7 protein-coding genes and 5 rRNA genes are annotated in these 20,074 nt (G+C 47.7%); 10 read left to right on the plus strand and 2 right to left on the minus strand.

Annotated elements, in window-relative coordinates:
• Nucleotides 1-4 precede the first annotated feature (4 nt).
• The 5 genes from ACY8DX_RS01775 to rrf all read left to right on the plus strand — a co-directional run bounded on the left by ACY8DX_RS01775 (nt 5) and on the right by rrf (nt 8,974).
• Complete coding sequence (locus ACY8DX_RS01775; RefSeq protein ID WP_439803204.1) at nt 5-1,342, plus strand: NCS2 family permease; 1,338 nt, start codon at nt 5-7, stop codon at nt 1,340-1,342.
• Between the two features lie 205 nt (nt 1,343-1,547).
• A complete protein-coding gene (ptsG, locus tag ACY8DX_RS01780; RefSeq protein WP_462406106.1) occupies nt 1,548-3,632 on the plus strand; it encodes a glucose-specific PTS transporter subunit IIBC in 2,085 nt (694 codons plus the stop codon).
• A 518-nt stretch (nt 3,633-4,150) separates the two neighbouring features.
• Nucleotides 4,151-5,706: ribosomal RNA gene (locus tag ACY8DX_RS01785) — 16S ribosomal RNA — on the plus strand.
• A gap of 148 nt (nt 5,707-5,854) precedes the next feature.
• A 23S ribosomal RNA gene (locus tag ACY8DX_RS01790) occupies nt 5,855-8,790 on the plus strand.
• 67 nt (nt 8,791-8,857) lie between these two features.
• A 5S ribosomal RNA gene (gene rrf, locus ACY8DX_RS01795) occupies nt 8,858-8,974 on the plus strand.
• The 16S, 23S and 5S rRNA genes sit together here, the layout of an rRNA operon.
• Nucleotides 8,975-9,808: 834 nt before the next feature.
• On the opposite strand, the gene ACY8DX_RS01800 is transcribed toward rrf, so the two are convergent.
• Entirely contained in the window at nt 9,809-10,975 is a 1,167-nt protein-coding gene (locus ACY8DX_RS01800) for an IS256 family transposase (RefSeq protein WP_462405874.1), read from the minus strand.
• Nucleotides 10,976-11,310: 335 nt separating this feature from the next.
• Here ACY8DX_RS01800 and ACY8DX_RS01805 point away from each other — a divergent pair, with 335 nt between their 5' ends.
• The 3 genes from ACY8DX_RS01805 (at nt 11,311) to ACY8DX_RS01815 (ending at nt 13,208) form a co-directional block, all read left to right on the plus strand.
• A complete protein-coding gene (locus tag ACY8DX_RS01805; RefSeq protein ID WP_462406107.1) occupies nt 11,311-11,775 on the plus strand; it encodes a GNAT family N-acetyltransferase in 465 nt (154 codons plus the stop codon).
• A complete protein-coding gene (locus ACY8DX_RS01810) occupies nt 11,772-12,242 on the plus strand; it encodes a GNAT family N-acetyltransferase (protein ID WP_462406108.1) in 471 nt (156 codons plus the stop codon). Before ACY8DX_RS01805 ends, ACY8DX_RS01810 begins: the two co-directional genes overlap by 4 nt.
• 216 nt (nt 12,243-12,458) lie before the next feature.
• On the plus strand, nt 12,459-13,208 hold the full coding sequence (locus tag ACY8DX_RS01815) for an aminoglycoside phosphotransferase family protein (RefSeq protein ID WP_462406109.1): 750 nt from the start codon (nt 12,459-12,461) through the stop codon (nt 13,206-13,208).
• A gap of 69 nt (nt 13,209-13,277) precedes the next feature.
• Here the strand turns inward: ACY8DX_RS01815 and ACY8DX_RS01820 are convergent, their stop codons facing one another.
• A complete protein-coding gene (locus ACY8DX_RS01820; RefSeq protein WP_462406110.1) occupies nt 13,278-14,951 on the minus strand; it encodes an FAD-dependent oxidoreductase in 1,674 nt (557 codons plus the stop codon).
• Nucleotides 14,952-15,363: 412 nt separating this feature from the next.
• Between ACY8DX_RS01820 and ACY8DX_RS01825 the strand changes: the two genes are divergently transcribed.
• Nucleotides 15,364-16,919: ribosomal RNA gene (locus tag ACY8DX_RS01825) — 16S ribosomal RNA — on the plus strand.
• 214 nt (nt 16,920-17,133) lie between these two features.
• Nucleotides 17,134-20,069: ribosomal RNA gene (locus ACY8DX_RS01830) — 23S ribosomal RNA — on the plus strand.
• The last annotated feature ends 5 nt before the right edge of the window (nt 20,070-20,074 follow it).

Below are 20,074 nucleotides of genomic sequence, written 5' to 3' on the forward strand. Positions count from 1 at the left end.
AGAAATGAAAAAATATTTTCAATTTGATGAACTCGGCACAAATTACAAACGAGAGTTTATTGGGGGATTAACAACCTTTCTTGCGATGGCTTATATCCTAGTCGTCAACCCATTGCAGCTGACATTGGCAGATGTCGAGAACTTGCCTGATGCTATGCGTATGGATCACGGAGCTGTATTCGTTGCCACTGCACTTGCAGCAGCAGTTGGCTGCTTCTTCATGGGAATGATCGCGAAATACCCAATTGCGCTTGCACCGGGTATGGGCTTGAACTCATTCTTTGCTTATACAGTCATTCTTACTATGGGAATTCCTTGGCAGACCGCTCTTTCCGGAGTGTTGGCGTCTGGTGTTATCTTTGCCATCTTAACCTTGACGGGTATTCGTGAAAAGATTATTAATGCCATTCCGGCTGAACTGAAATTTGCAGTAGGCGCTGGTATTGGGTTGTTCATTACATTTATTGGTTTGAAAAATGCGGGATTAATTGTCGCTGATCCAAACACATATGTGGCGCTTGGCGATTTAACGGATGGCAATACATTGCTGGCTGTAGCTGGATTATTCATCACAGTTATTTTCATGGTGAAAGGTGTTAGAGGCGGAATCTTCTATGGGATGATCATCACGGCTATTATCGGAATGATCGCAGGGTTGATTGCTGTTCCGAACGCGGTATTCAGTTCAATCCCAAGTGTGGCACCGACATTCGGTGTGGCGCTTGAACCCTACTTAAATCCAGTACAATCTGATATCTTTACGGTTCAATTCTTAATCGTTGTCTTAACATTCTTGTTCGTTGACTTCTTCGATACAGCTGGTACCTTGATGGCTGTAGCGAACCAAGCTGGTTTCGTGAAGGATAACAAGCTTCCGCGTGCTGGCAAGGCATTGTTCGCTGATTCTCTTGCGACGATTACGGGTGCATTATTCGGAACATCAACGACAACTTCTTATATCGAATCAACAGCAGGGGTAGCAACTGGAGCTCGTTCTGGATTTGCCGCAGTTGTTACAGGTGTTCTGTTTATCCTGGCATTATTCTTCTATCCACTGTTATCTGTTATCACATCAGCTGTAACAGCACCGGCATTGATCTTGGTTGGGGTCTTGATGTGCGGATCTCTTAAGAATATTGAATGGAACAAGCTTGAAGTGGCTGTACCGGCATTCTTGACAATCATCATGATGCCATTGACAAACAGTATCGCCACTGGTATTGCTTGTGGATTCATTTTCTATCCAATCACTATGCTGCTTACTGGCAATCAAAAACGAATTCATCCAATTATGTATGGAATGTTCATTATATTTGTTTGCTACTTTATTTTCTTGAAATAAAACGGATTTATATGTGAACCCCTGTATCTGTTATAGATACAGGGGTTTTTATATGTATAGAAAGTGACTTCCTTTTGGTGGAGTTTACCGAGGGAACAGTTGTTGTTCTGTTTTGAACCCTTTGTGATTGATAAAATAAATGGCGGTGAGTTGATTTCCATTCATCCGAATGCTAACAACGAATGAACATAAGGAGGGCGAAAAAATGTTTGAAAGAGTATTTGGTGTTTTGCAGAAGGTGGGGAAAGCATTGATGCTGCCGGTTGCCATCTTGCCTGCGGCAGGGATTCTGCTTGCTTTAGGGAATGCCATTCATAATCAAAATCTGATAGATTTAATTCCCTTTCTCGATATAGGGTGGGTTCAAAAGATTGCAACAGTGATGGAGAATTCAGGACAAGTGGTCTTTGATAATCTGCCATTGCTCTTTGCTGTCGGTGTAGCTGTTGGTCTAGCCGGCGGGGAAGGGGTTGCTGGTCTAGCGGCTATAGTTGGTTATTTAATGATGAATGTAACCATGGGCGTTATGCTGAATGTGACGGATTCCCTGGTTGCGAGTGAACCAGCTTATGCAAATGTCCTTGGGATACCAACCCTGCAAACCGGCGTATTCGGAGGGGTTAATGTCGGCCTTTTAGCTTCCTATTTATACAATAAATATTACACGATTGAGCTTCCGCCATACCTTGGATTCTTTGCGGGGAAACGCTTCGTGCCAATTGTTGCAGCGGCAGCTTCGCTTGTTCTTGGGATTGCGATGGCCTTTATATGGCCGCTGGTCCAGCATGGTTTGAACGTAGTATCTCAAAGCATGCTGGAATCCAATTTGACACTTACTACATTTGTTTTTGGAATCATTGAACGTTCGTTGATTCCATTTGGGCTTCATCATATTTTTTATTCGCCATTCTGGTATGAGTTTGGCCAGTATGTAAATGCTGCAGGAGAAATTGTCCGCGGTGATCAAGCAATCTTCTTTGCCCAATTGAAAGATGGAGCTGAAATCACAGCGGGAACGTTCATGTCAGGGAAATACCCATTTATGATGTTCGGATTGCCGGCAGCTGCTCTGGCCATTTACCATGAAGCGAAGCCTGAGAAAAAGAAGGTGGTCGGCGGTTTGATGGCTTCTGCTGCTTTAACCTCCTTCCTGACGGGTATTACAGAACCTCTCGAATTCTCATTCTTATTCGTGGCACCCGTTTTATTTGGGATCCATGCTGTATTTTCGGGTCTATCCTTCATGACGATGCAACTATTAAATGTGAAAATCGGGATGACCTTTTCTGGAGGAGTTATTGATTATCTCCTATTCGGAATTGTGCCGAATCGAACCGCTTGGTGGCTGGTGATACCAGTTGGGCTTGTCCTTGCCGTGATTTATTATTTTGGCTTCCGTTTTGCTATTCGTAAATGGAACTTGATGACACCAGGGCGGGAGGAAGGAAGCGAGACAGCTGGTGAAGCAGGCAATGTAGGAGAATTGCCATATAACATACTAGAGGCGATGGGCGGAAAAGAGAACATCAAGCATCTTGATGCCTGTATCACGCGCTTGCGTGTAGAAGTACAGGATATTCAGAGTGTGGATAAAGATGAGATTAAAGTGCTTGGCGCTGCAGGTGTATTGATTGTCGGCAATAATATTCAAGCCATCTTTGGGCCGCGTTCTGAAATAATCAAGACACAAATGAGAGATATTATGGAGGACCATAAGCCTCAGCCGGCAAAAGTAAGCATGATTAATATCAATAGCAAGGTTAAGCGGCGAATTGAAGAAGTGAATCCTGCGTGTATACGAACAGAGTTCTCAAAGGAGCGCTTTATCGCACCATTAGCGGGTGAATTAGTTTCAATTACAACGGTGCCAGATCCGGTCTTTTCTGAAAAGATGATGGGAGATGGGTTTGCCATCATTCCTGCTGAAGGAATTGTAGTCTCTCCGACAGATGGCCTGATTATAAATGTGTTCCCAACGAAGCATGCTGTTGGAATCGTATCAGACGAAGGGTATGAGTTTTTGATTCATGTTGGAATTGATACGGTAAAACTTGCCGGTGAAGGCTTTGATGCGAAAATAGCAAAAGGTCAGCGTGTTGAAAAAGGTCAAATACTCATGGAGTTTGATCTAGAGTATATCTCCCTGAATACTACATCCATTATTACGCCTGTAGTGATCACCAACCTGAAGGAAAGAGAAAAGGTTGAGATATTGAAGACGGGATTTGTTGAACTAGGTGAAGATGAAATCATGCATATTACTGAGGCCGATGTTGAAAGAGTTGTATAAAGTTTACCCGCCGCCTGCTGGATGAATGCAGGCGGCGGGCTTATTTATAGGAGGAGTAGTTAAAGTCGATGGCTGTGTCCGTTATGAAAACAGGATTTTGCGAGAGCGGAATACGTTTTATAAACAATATATTAATATATAGATAGAGGGAAAAGGATTTGTAAAATTGAAATTACCTATTATTTGTTGACAGTCCGTGACGAAGCGTGCTACTATTAGTGAACACCGAACAAAAAGAAGAAAACAAATAATAAGTTACAAAAAGTTGTTGACTTCTGATTGGTGAAGGTGGTATGATTTAAAAGTTGCTTCTGAAGCAACAGTGAATAACGAATGTCATCTATTTACATTAAAAGAAATGGTTGACAACAGATTGTTATTCTGATATAGTAGTAAATGTCGTCAAGATACGACAAATTGCTCTTTGAAAACTAAACAAAACGAAACGCTAAGCAAGTCTTAAAACTTGAGAGTTTAACTCTCGTCAATGTTTTATTTTTAATAGCTAGATCAAACATCTTTTGGAGAGTTTGATCCTGGCTCAGGACGAACGCTGGCGGCGTGCCTAATACATGCAAGTCGAGCGAATCAGATGGGAGCTTGCTCCCGGATGATTAGCGGCGGACGGGTGAGTAACACGTGGGCAACCTGCCCGTAAGATTGGGATAACTCCGGGAAACCGGTGCTAATACCGAATAGTTTCTGACACCTCATGGTGTCAGAGGGAAAGTTGGCTTTTAGCTAACACTTACGGATGGGCCCGCGGCGCATTAGCTAGTTGGTGAGGTAACGGCTCACCAAGGCGACGATGCGTAGCCGACCTGAGAGGGTGATCGGCCACACTGGGACTGAGACACGGCCCAGACTCCTACGGGAGGCAGCAGTAGGGAATCTTCCGCAATGGACGAAAGTCTGACGGAGCAACGCCGCGTGAGCGAAGAAGGCCTTCGGGTCGTAAAGCTCTGTTGTCAGGGAAGAACAAGTGCCATTCGAATAGGTTGGCACCTTGACGGTACCTGACCAGAAAGCCACGGCTAACTACGTGCCAGCAGCCGCGGTAATACGTAGGTGGCAAGCGTTGTCCGGAATTATTGGGCGTAAAGCGCGCGCAGGCGGTCCTTTAAGTCTGATGTGAAAGCCCACGGCTCAACCGTGGAGGGTCATTGGAAACTGGAGGACTTGAGTGCAGAAGAGAAGAGTGGAATTCCACGTGTAGCGGTGAAATGCGTAGAGATGTGGAGGAACACCAGTGGCGAAGGCGACTCTTTGGTCTGTAACTGACGCTGAGGCGCGAAAGCGTGGGGAGCAAACAGGATTAGATACCCTGGTAGTCCACGCCGTAAACGATGAGTGCTAAGTGTTAGGGGGTTTCCGCCCCTTAGTGCTGCAGCTAACGCATTAAGCACTCCGCCTGGGGAGTACGGCCGCAAGGCTGAAACTCAAAGGAATTGACGGGGGCCCGCACAAGCGGTGGAGCATGTGGTTTAATTCGAAGCAACGCGAAGAACCTTACCAGGTCTTGACATCCTCTGAAAACCCTAGAGATAGGGCGTTCCCCTTCGGGGGACAGAGTGACAGGTGGTGCATGGTTGTCGTCAGCTCGTGTCGTGAGATGTTGGGTTAAGTCCCGCAACGAGCGCAACCCTTGTCCTTAGTTGCCAGCATTCAGTTGGGCACTCTAGGGAGACTGCCGGTGACAAACCGGAGGAAGGTGGGGATGACGTCAAATCATCATGCCCCTTATGACCTGGGCTACACACGTGCTACAATGGGTGGTACAAAGGGCAGCAAGACCGCGAGGTTAAGCAAATCCCATAAAACCACTCTCAGTTCGGATTGCAGGCTGCAACTCGCCTGCATGAAGCTGGAATCGCTAGTAATCGCGGATCAGCATGCCGCGGTGAATACGTTCCCGGGCCTTGTACACACCGCCCGTCACACCACGAGAGTTTGTAACACCCGAAGTCGGTGGGGTAACCCTTACGGGAGCCAGCCGCCGAAGGTGGGACAGATGATTGGGGTGAAGTCGTAACAAGGTAGCCGTATCGGAAGGTGCGGCTGGATCACCTCCTTTCTAAGGAATATAGACTGCCTCAGCCAAGTAGTTTTGTTTAGTTTTGAAGGAGCAATCCTTCTGAAAATTGTTCTTTGAAAACTGGATAATGTAGTAAGGCAAAGTAATGCGTCATTAATGTATAAAAACCGAGTAAGAGTTTTTTAACGGTTAAGTTAATAAGGGCGCACGGTGGATGCCTTGGCACTAGGAGCCGATGAAGGACGGGACTAACACCGATATGCTTCGGGGAGCTGTAAGTAAGCTTTGATCCGGAGATTTCCGAATGGGGAAACCCACTGTTCGTAATGGAGCAGTATCTTACACTGAATTCATAGGTGTATGAAGGCACACCCGGGGAACTGAAACATCTAAGTACCCGGAGGAAGAGAAAGCAAACGCGATTTCCTGAGTAGCGGCGAGCGAAACGGAACCAGCCCAAACCAGAAGGCTTGCCTTCTGGGGTTGTAGGACACTCATTGTGGAGTTACAAAGGAACGGGGTAGGCGAAGCGACCTGGAAAGGTCCGTCAGAGAAGGTAACAACCCTGTAACCGAAACTTCGTTCCCTCCCGAGTGGATCCTGAGTACGGCGGAACACGAGGAATTCCGTCGGAATCCGGGAGGACCATCTCCCAAGGCTAAATACTCCCTAGTGACCGATAGTGAACCAGTACCGTGAGGGAAAGGTGAAAAGCACCCCGGAAGGGGAGTGAAAGAGATCCTGAAACCGTGTGCCTACAAGTAGTCAGAGCCCGTTAACGGGTGATGGCGTGCCTTTTGTAGAATGAACCGGCGAGTTACGATCCCATGCGAGGTTAAGTTGAAGAGACGGAGCCGCAGCGAAAGCGAGTCTGAATAGGGCGTATGAGTATGTGGTCGTAGACCCGAAACCAGGTGATCTACCCATGTCCAGGATGAAGTCCAGGTAACACTGGATGGAGGTCCGAACCCACGCACGTTGAAAAGTGCGGGGATGAGGTGTGGGTAGCGGAGAAATTCCAATCGAACCTGGAGATAGCTGGTTCTCTCCGAAATAGCTTTAGGGCTAGCCTCGAACTGAGAGTCTTGGAGGTAGAGCACTGTTTGGACTAGGGGCCCTCATCGGGTTACCGAATTCAGACAAACTCCGAATGCCAAAGACTTATGTTCGGGAGTCAGACTGCGAGTGATAAGATCCGTAGTCAAAAGGGAAACAGCCCAGACCGCCAGCTAAGGTCCCAAAGTATACGTTAAGTGGAAAAGGATGTGGAGTTGCCCAGACAACCAGGATGTTGGCTTAGAAGCAGCCACCATTTAAAGAGTGCGTAATAGCTCACTGGTCGAGTGACTCTGCGCCGAAAATGTACCGGGGCTAAACGTATCACCGAAGCTGCGGATGCATACCGTATGGTATGCGTGGTAGGAGAGCGTTCTAAGGGCTGTGAAGCATGACCGGAAGGACATGTGGAGCGCTTAGAAGTGAGAATGCCGGTATGAGTAGCGAAAGAAGGGTGAGAATCCCTTCCACCGAATGCCTAAGGTTTCCTGAGGAAGGCTCGTCCGCTCAGGGTTAGTCAGGACCTAAGCCGAGGCCGAAAGGCGTAGGCGATGGACAACAGGTTGATATTCCTGTACCACCTCTCTTCCATTTGAGTGATGGGGGGACGCAGTAGGATAGGGTAAGCGCGCTGTTGGATATGCGCGTCCAAGCAGTTAGGCCGATGAGTAGGCAAATCCGCTCATCACACAAGGCTGAGCTGTGATGGCGAGGGAACTAGAGTACCGAAGTTCCTGATTCCACACTGCCAAGAAAAGCCTCTAGCGAGGAAGAAGGTGCCTGTACCGCAAACCGACACAGGTAGGCGAGGAGAGAATCCTAAGGTGATCGAGAGAACTCTCGTTAAGGAACTCGGCAAAATGACCCCGTAACTTCGGGAGAAGGGGTGCTCACCAGGGTGTCAAAGCCCAGGTGAGCCGCAGTGAAAAGGCCCAGGCGACTGTTTAGCAAAAACACAGGTCTCTGCGAAGCCGCAAGGCGAAGTATAGGGGCTGACGCCTGCCCGGTGCTGGAAGGTTAAGAGGAGCGCTTAGCATTAGCGAAGGTGCGAATTGAAGCCCCAGTAAACGGCGGCCGTAACTATAACGGTCCTAAGGTAGCGAAATTCCTTGTCGGGTAAGTTCCGACCCGCACGAAAGGCGTAACGATCTGGGCACTGTCTCAACGAGAGACTCGGTGAAATTATAGTACCTGTGAAGATGCAGGTTACCCGCGACAGGACGGAAAGACCCCGTGGAGCTTTACTGCAGCCTGATATTGAATTTTGGTACAGCTTGTACAGGATAGGTAGGAGCCTTTGAAGCCGGAGCGCCAGCTTCGGTGGAGGCGTCGGTGGGATACTACCCCCGCTGTATTGAACTTCTAACCCGCACCCCTGAACCGGGGTGGGAGACAGTGTCAGGTGGGCAGTTTGACTGGGGCGGTCGCCTCCTAAAGAGTAACGGAGGCGCCCAAAGGTTCCCTCAGAATGGTTGGAAATCATTCGCAGAGTGTAAAGGCACAAGGGAGCTTGACTGCGAGACCTACAAGTCGAGCAGGGACGAAAGTCGGGCTTAGTGATCCGGTGGTTCCGCATGGAAGGGCCATCGCTCAACGGATAAAAGCTACCCCGGGGATAACAGGCTTATCTCCCCCAAGAGTCCACATCGACGGGGAGGTTTGGCACCTCGATGTCGGCTCATCGCATCCTGGGGCTGTAGTCGGTCCCAAGGGTTGGGCTGTTCGCCCATTAAAGCGGTACGCGAGCTGGGTTCAGAACGTCGTGAGACAGTTCGGTCCCTATCCGTCGTGGGCGCAGGAAATTTGAGAGGAGCTGTCCTTAGTACGAGAGGACCGGGATGGACGCACCGCTGGTGTACCAGTTGTTCCGCCAGGAGCATAGCTGGGTAGCTACGTGCGGACGGGATAAGTGCTGAAAGCATCTAAGCATGAAGCCCCCCTCGAGATGAGATTTCCCATAGCGCAAGCTAGTAAGAACCCTGAAAGATGATCAGGTAGATAGGTCCGAGGTGGAAGTGTGGCGACACATGGAGCTGACGGATACTAATCGTTCGAGGACTTAACCAAGAACAAACGCATATGCCAAACAAACATTATCCAGTTTTGAAAGAATGATTCAACATTCTTTTATAAGTCCGGTAACGATGGCGAAGAGGCCACACCCGTTCCCATTCCGAACACGGAAGTTAAGCTCTTCAGCGCCGATGGTAGTTGGGGCTCACGCCCCTGTGAGAGTAGGACGTTGCCGGGCAAGCGGAAACCAGTTCAGTATTGAACTGGTTTTTTTGTGTTTTATATTTTCTCGAAAGAGAATATAAAAGTTGATGAAGTCTATCCGAACTGGCAGCAGGCATCCCCGATTGGGGAGAAGCAAGGAGATCCAGAAGGCAAGTGAGAGAAGCCCGGAATGTATGGTGTACGCACTGGACTGAACGAGTGCGGCCGACGCCGAAGTCCACCGCTTATCGCTGATCAGGTTCCGAATACGGAAGTTAAGCTCTTCAGCGCTGATGGTAGTTGGGGCCGCGCGTCCCCTGTGAGAGTAAGACGTTGCCGGGCAAGCGAAAACCAGTTCTAGTTGTGAGCTGGTTTTTTTGTGTTTTCAGGGCATCATGGAGATGCAAGGGAAATGAAAATGGCTTAACAGAGGGTTAGTTTTCAAAGATTTTGAGAAGAAAAAGCAAAATATCTTCTAAAAAACTACGTTATCTAGTCATTTTTGATGGAGAGGAGATAGATGGGTTTATTTTTTTATCTCCTACTTCCGTGATTTTAAGATTTAAGGGCGAATTTCTTCTATTTAAGGGCGGAAATCTGACATATATGGGCGATAAATCTCAGGTAAGGGCGAGCCCAGGTCTCTATGGGCGAATGTCCAAGTCAAGTCCTCAATTTTGTGTAAATTACTAAAACAACTGTTTTCCGCTAACTTAGTTTGATTGGTTTGTTGTTTCCCCCTACATTTTTTTGAGCGAAACTTCCATGGTTCCCTAGCTCACAATCAGTGAAGGTTGTCAAAGACGCCCTTTCCTTTGACTACCTTCACTGATTGTGAAATCATCATGGATGGAAGTTTAAAATAGACCTATTTACCAAGAGATTTTTTCTTGTCATAGCTAGATTCTTGATAATGCATCAAAACAGCTCCCACTAACCGAAACGCAGATTGGGTGTTTGGAAAAATCCGTATGACCTTTTCTCTTCTGCGGACTTCCTGATTTAGTCGTTCCAGTGAGTTTGTACTACGGATATGAGGATGCATCTTCGCGGGATGACTCATGTATTGGATGGTATCTTCATATCCATCATCAAGTATTTCCAGGGCCTTTTCATACTTAGGTTCGTCACTAAATTGCTTCATTAATTCCTCCTTGAAACGCCGGCTATCCTCTATTTTTACAGCTCCGAATACTCGCTTGATCATGCTCCGTATTTCTTCCGAATTCTTTTTGGGAAGCTTCTCGATTATGTTGCGCTTAAAATGGACATTACATCTTTGCCAGCTAGTCCCAATGAACTCACGCTGGATGGCCTTCTGTAAACCCTGATGTGCATCGGAAATCACGAGTTTTGGGGATTGGAGACCACGAGATTTAAGCTGTTGGAAAAATCTCGACCAACTTTCGAAGCTTTCCACATGATCTATGCTCAAGCCGAGGATTTCCCTTTTGTTTTTCTCCGTTATAGCTGTCGCTATATAGACAGCTTTTGATACAACCCGATGGTTTTCCCGCACTTTAATGTACATGGCATCCACGAAAAGATAAGGATAAGTATCCATATTTAATGGTCTATTTGCCCACTCGTTCACAACGGGATCCAACTTTTGAGTAAGAGAAGAAACAAATGATTTAGAGACACTTTCACCGCAAAGCTGTTCGATGATATGTGTTACCTTACGGGTAGAGACTCCATTGATCACCATTTCCAGCATGGATAAGATGAAGGCTTGGTCACAACGAGCATATTTCTCGAAGACCGTAGGGGAGAAGTCACCACTTCGAGTTCTGGGAACCCTCAACTCAAGCTTGCCGATACTCATCGTCAACTCACGATCATAGTAGCCGTTTCGAAAATCACGTCGCTGGTTGGTGCGCTCATAAGCCGAGGCTTGGATGAACTCATCTCTCTCTTTCTCCATGTACTCGTTTAAGACCAATACAACCGCCGATTTAATGACAGTATCTAGATTAGAATTAATAACGGATTCTTTTAAAATGTCCATATCAAGGTTAAACTGTAACTGAGTCATTTATATTCCTCTTTTCCACTAATTTTTCGTAGCTGAAAACAGTGTTGCCAAGAGTGAATAAAATGACTCTCTTTTTTTACACAATTATATGGACTTAATCAATGTCCAATTTTAAAGGAGAAAAACCCAAAGGTTAAGGGAGCAAATAGAGGTTGCCACGAAAACAATGGAATCTAAACGGAGTAACCCGTTTCCTTGAGGAACATAAAATAGAGGCAAGACTGCTATCTCAATCTAGATCCGTAATAACAGCCAATTATCACTCGAATATCAGGTGCTCCATTTTGTAAAATCATGTAAAGTTATGATATAGAGGCATGAGGGGAGATAGGAGAATGGAATACCGAAAGGCGACAAAAAGGGATATTGCCGTAATGATGGAACTGAGGAAACGACAGTTAATAGATGAAGGGATTGAACCATCTAGTAATATGGATGACGAACTGCAATCTTTCTATGAACGAAAGCTTTGTGACGGTACGTTGGTTCAGTGGCTGGTTGAGGACCTAGAAGAGGTTGTAGCTTGCGGGGCTGTGCTGTTTTATGAATTTCCGCCAAGTTATACAAATCCGACAGGAATGAAGGCGTACATCGCTAATATGTTTACGGATGAACGGTATCGGGGCAGAGGGATTGCGAAAAAGCTATTAGAAATGCTTGTGGAGGAAGTGCGGGCAGCAGGCATTACAAAAATTTGGCTGGGCGCTTCGGTGATGGGCAGACCGGTATATAAAAAGATTGGATTTATGGAAAGTAACGAGTATCTAGAGTTGGATTTGGCGAAAGGGGCAAAGCAATGAACATTCGTTTACTAAATGATGATGAACAGCCGCCGATGAATTTGCTTTTATTAGCCGACCCATCAAAGGCTATGATAGGGGAGTATTTACATAGAGGGGAATGTTATTTATCAGAGGAGGATGGGGAGATTATCGGTGTGTATGTCTTGCTTCCTACCAGGCCAGGAACGATAGAGATTGTTAATTTGGCTGTGGAAGAAAAGCGTCAAGGGATGGGTATTGGGAAGGCTTTAGTAATGCATGCAATCCACAGAGCTAGAAGCCAAGGGTATAAAACGCTTGAAATAGGTACAGGAAATTCAAGTATCAGTCAACTTGCGCTGTATCAAAAATGCGGGTTCCGGATAACGGGGATTGATCGTAACTTTTTCATTCGACATTATGAGGAAGATATCTTTGAGAATGGCATACCATGCCTTGATATGGTGAGGCTGACACTAGATGTATTACCGGTCGAACAAGGGTAAAGATCCTTTTTTCTACGAATACATAACGGGTAGAGGGAGGGAGATGTCACTCTCTTTAGTCAAAATAGTAGTCCAAGGAAAGTCTGTGATTGAAAAAAGTAATGGAGAGTGGAACAAGGAAGGGATTTGGCAATAAGGAAGAGCAGGTTTCTGGCCTTTGTTATTCACTTATATCAAGCTAATTTAAGAAATCATTTTGATAAGGGGGAGGGTTGGATGAAGCTCGGAAAACCGCTTGCCATCGGAAACACCGCATCTATCTATCGGAGCCAGGATAAGGTCATTAAATTAATGAAAGAAGGCTTCCCTGCAACAGAGGTGTATTTTGAAGCCAAGAAGCAGGCATTTGCCTATGCTTGCGGTCTAGATGTTCCAAAAATAGTGATGGTAACGGAGATTGAAGGCAGACAGGCTCTTATCATGGAATATATAGAAGGACCAACGATAGGAGAGAGGCTTGTGGAAAATATGGAACAGGTGGAACATTACATGGATATTTGTGTACGTGTTCATCGCACCATCCATCAAGCGATTCCCAAAGTCCCGTCAATTGAACGAATGCCAGATAAGCTGTATCGCCAAATTAATCATAGTGAGCAAATACCAGAAGCTGTGAAGGTTCAATTATTCCAAAGGATGAACAAGATCAAATTTGAACCAAGGCTGTGCCATGGGGATTTTCATCCGTTTAATGTCATCATGAGCAAAGATAGACTGACCATTGTTGATTGGGTAGATGCCAGCATGGGAGACATCAGGGCAGATCTCTATCGAACGTATCTATTGCTTTCCTCTTTTTCGAGAGACATAGCCGAACACTATTTACACAGCTATTGCCAACAAGCAGATTTTTCAAAAGAGGAAGTATTTCAATGGGCCCCAATTATTGCTGGGGCACGATTATCTGAGCAGATTCCTATGGAAGAGAAGGAGCCTCTTATGGGGATTATTACTTCGTCTCTATGAATAATCAAAGGGTTCCGATTGATTCGGAACCCTGTTAAAAATGCAAGAGAGCATTAATCAATCGATTGATTAGTCCATCAAAACCGCGTCATTCCTGCATTCGAGCGCTGCGATATATCCGAATGTCATGGCAGGCCCCAAGGTCGCTCCTGGTCCGGGATAGGATTCTCCCATAATGGAGGCGGAACAATTGCCGGCTGCATATACCCCTTTGATGAACGATCCATCTTCTTTTATGATGCGTGCCTTCTCATCAATTACCACGCCTCCCTTGGTTCCAATATCGCCTGGATAGACACGAAGAGCATAATAGGGACCGTTATTAATGGTATCTAAATTAGGATTCTTTAACGTTGGGTCCCCGTAGTATCGGTCATAAGGAACATCGCCTCTGCCGAAATCCGCATCCTTTCCTCTTTTCGCTAGCTGGTTAAAGCGTTCGATTGTAGCGATGAGTTCGATTTGGTCCATTCCCAAGTTCTCCGCCAATTCGGTAATGGTATCGCCAGTCCTTACAATATCATGATCATAATATTCCTTCGGGAAATCCAGCCCCGGGAATTGACCAGCAATTAGATAGCGCTTCTTGGTTCTTCGGTCGATGATGAACCAAGAGGGGATTGCTTTTCCGTTTGTCCGTTTATTATGCTCATACATCAAGTCTGTGAACTCATGATAAGGGAGCGCTTCATTTAGATAGCGATGTCCATCCTGGTCGGTGATGACCATACTAGGGATACCGCGCTCAGCGACAAGGAAAAACGGTTTCCCATTGTGGTCAATAATAGAAGGGGCTCCCCAAACCTTATCCATTAGGGCGAACTTTGCCCCTAATTTAGCAGCTGGTGAGAGGATGTCGCCCGTCTGGCCCGTGGGGGAGGAGGTCCACTGCATATTAGTAGGCTTGGGCAGATACTTCTCCCGTTTATTCTGATCTCTTGAGAATCCACCAGAACCAAGAATGACTCCCTTTCTTGCTTTAATTGATTGTGCCCTTCCGTCTTTTTTCACTTTGATACCAACAACACGGTCATCATCAATAATGAAGTCCGTAAATGCCGTGTTAAGTGCTAATTTCCCTCCGGCCTCCTTGTAGGAAAGGGCGAAACGAGCAATGAGAGCTTGTCCAAGAGAAGTGAGTTTAGCCCGGGTGATTTTAGATTTGACCATTCTTAAGCCCAGGCGCATAGATCGCATCTTCCCTGCAGTGGTGCGTGTAATCATATTTATCTTATGGAAATCCTGCCCGGTCATCGTAAAGCCCTTTGTGGGGATAGTAGGGCTGATCATTAACTGTCGCCAGCTGCCAAGCTTCCTAGCGTCGATAATCAATGGTTCTATTGACCGTCCGTGAGCTTTACCGCCTGGGTAATGAGCATAATAATCAGCATAGTTTCGTGCATAGGCAAATCTCATATGCTCTGTTTTTTGATAAAAGTAATCAAGCATCTCGATGCCCTTCCGTAAGTAGGTGTCTTTAACAGGTTCGGTGACCCGGTCTCCAACTGTGGCATCTAAGTACCGCTTTGCCTCCTTATGGCTGTCGCTAACTCCCGCTTCTTCTAAATAGCGGTTATTCGGAATCCAGACGCCTCCTCCTGATAGGGCAGAAGCACCGCCATATTTGCTTTCCTTTTCGATTAATAGAGTGTGCATACCTTCAAGCTGAGCAGTCAAAGCGGCTGAGAAACCAGCTGCTCCCGAACCTACTACCAACACATCATATTCCTCATCCCAATTCATCTAATCCCTCCCGCTTGCTATAAAATATGTCCTGAGAAAAAGACATAGAATAGAAAAAGAAGATTTTTAGCGATAAATTCCAGTTTCATTTTAGGCGAAAAGGTGGTATATTAATTGAGCTGCTTCTTTAAGCAGTGCTGATAGAAAATGGATGATAAACTTTTTTAAAAAAAGTATTGCATTCATAAAAAATATCAGGTATTATATAAAAGTTGCTTCCGAAAAACGAGATAAAAACTTTTAAAAAAGTTCTTGCTTTTAAGAAGTAATGAGAGTATAATAAATAAGGTCGCTAAGGCGATTGAAAAAAGATTGTTCTTTGAAAACTAAACAAAACGAAACGCTAAGCAAGTCTTAAATAAGAGAGTTTAACTCTCGTCAATGTTTTATTTTTAATAGCTAGATCAAACATCTTTTGGAGAGTTTGATCCTGGCTCAGGACGAACGCTGGCGGCGTGCCTAATACATGCAAGTCGAGCGAATCAGATGGGAGCTTGCTCCCGGATGATTAGCGGCGGACGGGTGAGTAACACGTGGGCAACCTGCCCGTAAGATTGGGATAACTCCGGGAAACCGGTGCTAATACCGAATAGTTTCTGACACCTCATGGTGTCAGAGGGAAAGTTGGCTTTTAGCTAACACTTACGGATGGGCCCGCGGCGCATTAGCTAGTTGGTGAGGTAACGGCTCACCAAGGCGACGATGCGTAGCCGACCTGAGAGGGTGATCGGCCACACTGGGACTGAGACACGGCCCAGACTCCTACGGGAGGCAGCAGTAGGGAATCTTCCGCAATGGACGAAAGTCTGACGGAGCAACGCCGCGTGAGCGAAGAAGGCCTTCGGGTCGTAAAGCTCTGTTGTCAGGGAAGAACAAGTGCCATTCGAATAGGTTGGCACCTTGACGGTACCTGACCAGAAAGCCACGGCTAACTACGTGCCAGCAGCCGCGGTAATACGTAGGTGGCAAGCGTTGTCCGGAATTATTGGGCGTAAAGCGCGCGCAGGCGGTCCTTTAAGTCTGATGTGAAAGCCCACGGCTCAACCGTGGAGGGTCATTGGAAACTGGAGGACTTGAGTGCAGAAGAGAAGAGTGGAATTCCACGTGTAGCGGTGAAATGCGTAGAGATGTGGAGGAACACCAGTGGCGAAGGCGACTCTTTGGTCTGTAACTGACGCTGAGGCGCGAAAGCGTGGGGAGCAAACAGGATTAGATACCCTGGTAGTCCACGCCGTAAACGATGAGTGCTAAGTGTTAGGGGGTTTCCGCCCCTTAGTGCTGCAGCTAACGCATTAAGCACTCCGCCTGGGGAGTACGGCCGCAAGGCTGAAACTCAAAGGAATTGACGGGGGCCCGCACAAGCGGTGGAGCATGTGGTTTAATTCGAAGCAACGCGAAGAACCTTACCAGGTCTTGACATCCTCTGAAAACCCTAGAGATAGGGCGTTCCCCTTCGGGGGACAGAGTGACAGGTGGTGCATGGTTGTCGTCAGCTCGTGTCGTGAGATGTTGGGTTAAGTCCCGCAACGAGCGCAACCCTTGTCCTTAGTTGCCAGCATTCAGTTGGGCACTCTAGGGAGACTGCCGGTGACAAACCGGAGGAAGGTGGGGATGACGTCAAATCATCATGCCCCTTATGACCTGGGCTACACACGTGCTACAATGGGTGGTACAAAGGGCAGCAAGACCGCGAGGTTAAGCAAATCCCATAAAACCACTCTCAGTTCGGATTGCAGGCTGCAACTCGCCTGCATGAAGCTGGAATCGCTAGTAATCGCGGATCAGCATGCCGCGGTGAATACGTTCCCGGGCCTTGTACACACCGCCCGTCACACCACGAGAGTTTGTAACACCCGAAGTCGGTGGGGTAACCCTTACGGGAGCCAGCCGCCGAAGGTGGGACAGATGATTGGGGTGAAGTCGTAACAAGGTAGCCGTATCGGAAGGTGCGGCTGGATCACCTCCTTTCTAAGGAATATAGACTGCCTCAGCCAAGTAGTTTTGTTTAGTTTTGAAGGAGCAATCCTTCCTTCAGCGGACCTTCTCCTAAAGACCGACACGTCGTGTGTCGAACGGAGAAGTCACAACGTCCTGTTGAAGTTCGTTCTTTGAAAACTGGATAATGTAGTAAGGCAAAGTAATGCGTCATTAATGTATAAAAACCGAGTAAGAGTTTTTTAACGGTTAAGTTAATAAGGGCGCACGGTGGATGCCTTGGCACTAGGAGCCGATGAAGGACGGGACTAACACCGATATGCTTCGGGGAGCTGTAAGTAAGCTTTGATCCGGAGATTTCCGAATGGGGAAACCCACTGTTCGTAATGGAGCAGTATCTTACACTGAATTCATAGGTGTATGAAGGCACACCCGGGGAACTGAAACATCTAAGTACCCGGAGGAAGAGAAAGCAAACGCGATTTCCTGAGTAGCGGCGAGCGAAACGGAACCAGCCCAAACCAGAAGGCTTGCCTTCTGGGGTTGTAGGACACTCATTGTGGAGTTACAAAGGAACGGGGTAGGCGAAGCGACCTGGAAAGGTCCGTCAGAGAAGGTAACAACCCTGTAACCGAAACTTCGTTCCCTCCCGAGTGGATCCTGAGTACGGCGGAACACGAGGAATTCCGTCGGAATCCGGGAGGACCATCTCCCAAGGCTAAATACTCCCTAGTGACCGATAGTGAACCAGTACCGTGAGGGAAAGGTGAAAAGCACCCCGGAAGGGGAGTGAAAGAGATCCTGAAACCGTGTGCCTACAAGTAGTCAGAGCCCGTTAACGGGTGATGGCGTGCCTTTTGTAGAATGAACCGGCGAGTTACGATCCCATGCGAGGTTAAGTTGAAGAGACGGAGCCGCAGCGAAAGCGAGTCTGAATAGGGCGTATGAGTATGTGGTCGTAGACCCGAAACCAGGTGATCTACCCATGTCCAGGATGAAGTCCAGGTAACACTGGATGGAGGTCCGAACCCACGCACGTTGAAAAGTGCGGGGATGAGGTGTGGGTAGCGGAGAAATTCCAATCGAACCTGGAGATAGCTGGTTCTCTCCGAAATAGCTTTAGGGCTAGCCTCGAACTGAGAGTCTTGGAGGTAGAGCACTGTTTGGACTAGGGGCCCTCATCGGGTTACCGAATTCAGACAAACTCCGAATGCCAAAGACTTATGTTCGGGAGTCAGACTGCGAGTGATAAGATCCGTAGTCAAAAGGGAAACAGCCCAGACCGCCAGCTAAGGTCCCAAAGTATACGTTAAGTGGAAAAGGATGTGGAGTTGCCCAGACAACCAGGATGTTGGCTTAGAAGCAGCCACCATTTAAAGAGTGCGTAATAGCTCACTGGTCGAGTGACTCTGCGCCGAAAATGTACCGGGGCTAAACGTATCACCGAAGCTGCGGATGCATACCGTATGGTATGCGTGGTAGGAGAGCGTTCTAAGGGCTGTGAAGCATGACCGGAAGGACATGTGGAGCGCTTAGAAGTGAGAATGCCGGTATGAGTAGCGAAAGAAGGGTGAGAATCCCTTCCACCGAATGCCTAAGGTTTCCTGAGGAAGGCTCGTCCGCTCAGGGTTAGTCAGGACCTAAGCCGAGGCCGAAAGGCGTAGGCGATGGACAACAGGTTGATATTCCTGTACCACCTCTCTTCCATTTGAGTGATGGGGGGACGCAGTAGGATAGGGTAAGCGCGCTGTTGGATATGCGCGTCCAAGCAGTTAGGCCGATGAGTAGGCAAATCCGCTCATCACACAAGGCTGAGCTGTGATGGCGAGGGAACTAGAGTACCGAAGTTCCTGATTCCACACTGCCAAGAAAAGCCTCTAGCGAGGAAGAAGGTGCCTGTACCGCAAACCGACACAGGTAGGCGAGGAGAGAATCCTAAGGTGATCGAGAGAACTCTCGTTAAGGAACTCGGCAAAATGACCCCGTAACTTCGGGAGAAGGGGTGCTCACCAGGGTGTCAAAGCCCAGGTGAGCCGCAGTGAAAAGGCCCAGGCGACTGTTTAGCAAAAACACAGGTCTCTGCGAAGCCGCAAGGCGAAGTATAGGGGCTGACGCCTGCCCGGTGCTGGAAGGTTAAGAGGAGCGCTTAGCATTAGCGAAGGTGCGAATTGAAGCCCCAGTAAACGGCGGCCGTAACTATAACGGTCCTAAGGTAGCGAAATTCCTTGTCGGGTAAGTTCCGACCCGCACGAAAGGCGTAACGATCTGGGCACTGTCTCAACGAGAGACTCGGTGAAATTATAGTACCTGTGAAGATGCAGGTTACCCGCGACAGGACGGAAAGACCCCGTGGAGCTTTACTGCAGCCTGATATTGAATTTTGGTACAGCTTGTACAGGATAGGTAGGAGCCTTTGAAGCCGGAGCGCCAGCTTCGGTGGAGGCGTCGGTGGGATACTACCCCCGCTGTATTGAACTTCTAACCCGCACCCCTGAACCGGGGTGGGAGACAGTGTCAGGTGGGCAGTTTGACTGGGGCGGTCGCCTCCTAAAGAGTAACGGAGGCGCCCAAAGGTTCCCTCAGAATGGTTGGAAATCATTCGCAGAGTGTAAAGGCACAAGGGAGCTTGACTGCGAGACCTACAAGTCGAGCAGGGACGAAAGTCGGGCTTAGTGATCCGGTGGTTCCGCATGGAAGGGCCATCGCTCAACGGATAAAAGCTACCCCGGGGATAACAGGCTTATCTCCCCCAAGAGTCCACATCGACGGGGAGGTTTGGCACCTCGATGTCGGCTCATCGCATCCTGGGGCTGTAGTCGGTCCCAAGGGTTGGGCTGTTCGCCCATTAAAGCGGTACGCGAGCTGGGTTCAGAACGTCGTGAGACAGTTCGGTCCCTATCCGTCGTGGGCGCAGGAAATTTGAGAGGAGCTGTCCTTAGTACGAGAGGACCGGGATGGACGCACCGCTGGTGTACCAGTTGTTCCGCCAGGAGCATAGCTGGGTAGCTACGTGCGGACGGGATAAGTGCTGAAAGCATCTAAGCATGAAGCCCCCCTCGAGATGAGATTTCCCATAGCGCAAGCTAGTAAGAACCCTGAAAGATGATCAGGTAGATAGGTCCGAGGTGGAAGTGTGGCGACACATGGAGCTGACGGATACTAATCGTTCGAGGACTTAACCAAGAACA

This window comes from Gracilibacillus sp. Marseille-QA3620, from assembly GCF_054950035.1.

What these genes read in the sequence shown, in the direction of transcription:
- ACY8DX_RS01775 (WP_439803204.1), top strand. Translation starts at nt 5, where the DNA reads ATGAAAAAATATTTTCAATTTGATGAACTCGGCACAAATTACAAACGA.
- ptsG (WP_462406106.1), top strand. Translation starts at nt 1,548, where the DNA reads ATGTTTGAAAGAGTATTTGGTGTTTTGCAGAAGGTGGGGAAAGCATTG.
- ACY8DX_RS01820 (WP_462406110.1), bottom strand. Translation starts at nt 14,951, where the DNA reads ATGAATTGGGATGAGGAATATGATGTGTTGGTAGTAGGTTCGGGAGCA.
- ACY8DX_RS01810 (WP_462406108.1), top strand. Translation starts at nt 11,772, where the DNA reads ATGAACATTCGTTTACTAAATGATGATGAACAGCCGCCGATGAATTTG.
- ACY8DX_RS01800 (WP_462405874.1), bottom strand. Translation starts at nt 10,975, where the DNA reads ATGACTCAGTTACAGTTTAACCTTGATATGGACATTTTAAAAGAATCC.
- ACY8DX_RS01815 (WP_462406109.1), top strand. Translation starts at nt 12,459, where the DNA reads ATGAAGCTCGGAAAACCGCTTGCCATCGGAAACACCGCATCTATCTAT.
- ACY8DX_RS01805 (WP_462406107.1), top strand. Translation starts at nt 11,311, where the DNA reads ATGGAATACCGAAAGGCGACAAAAAGGGATATTGCCGTAATGATGGAA.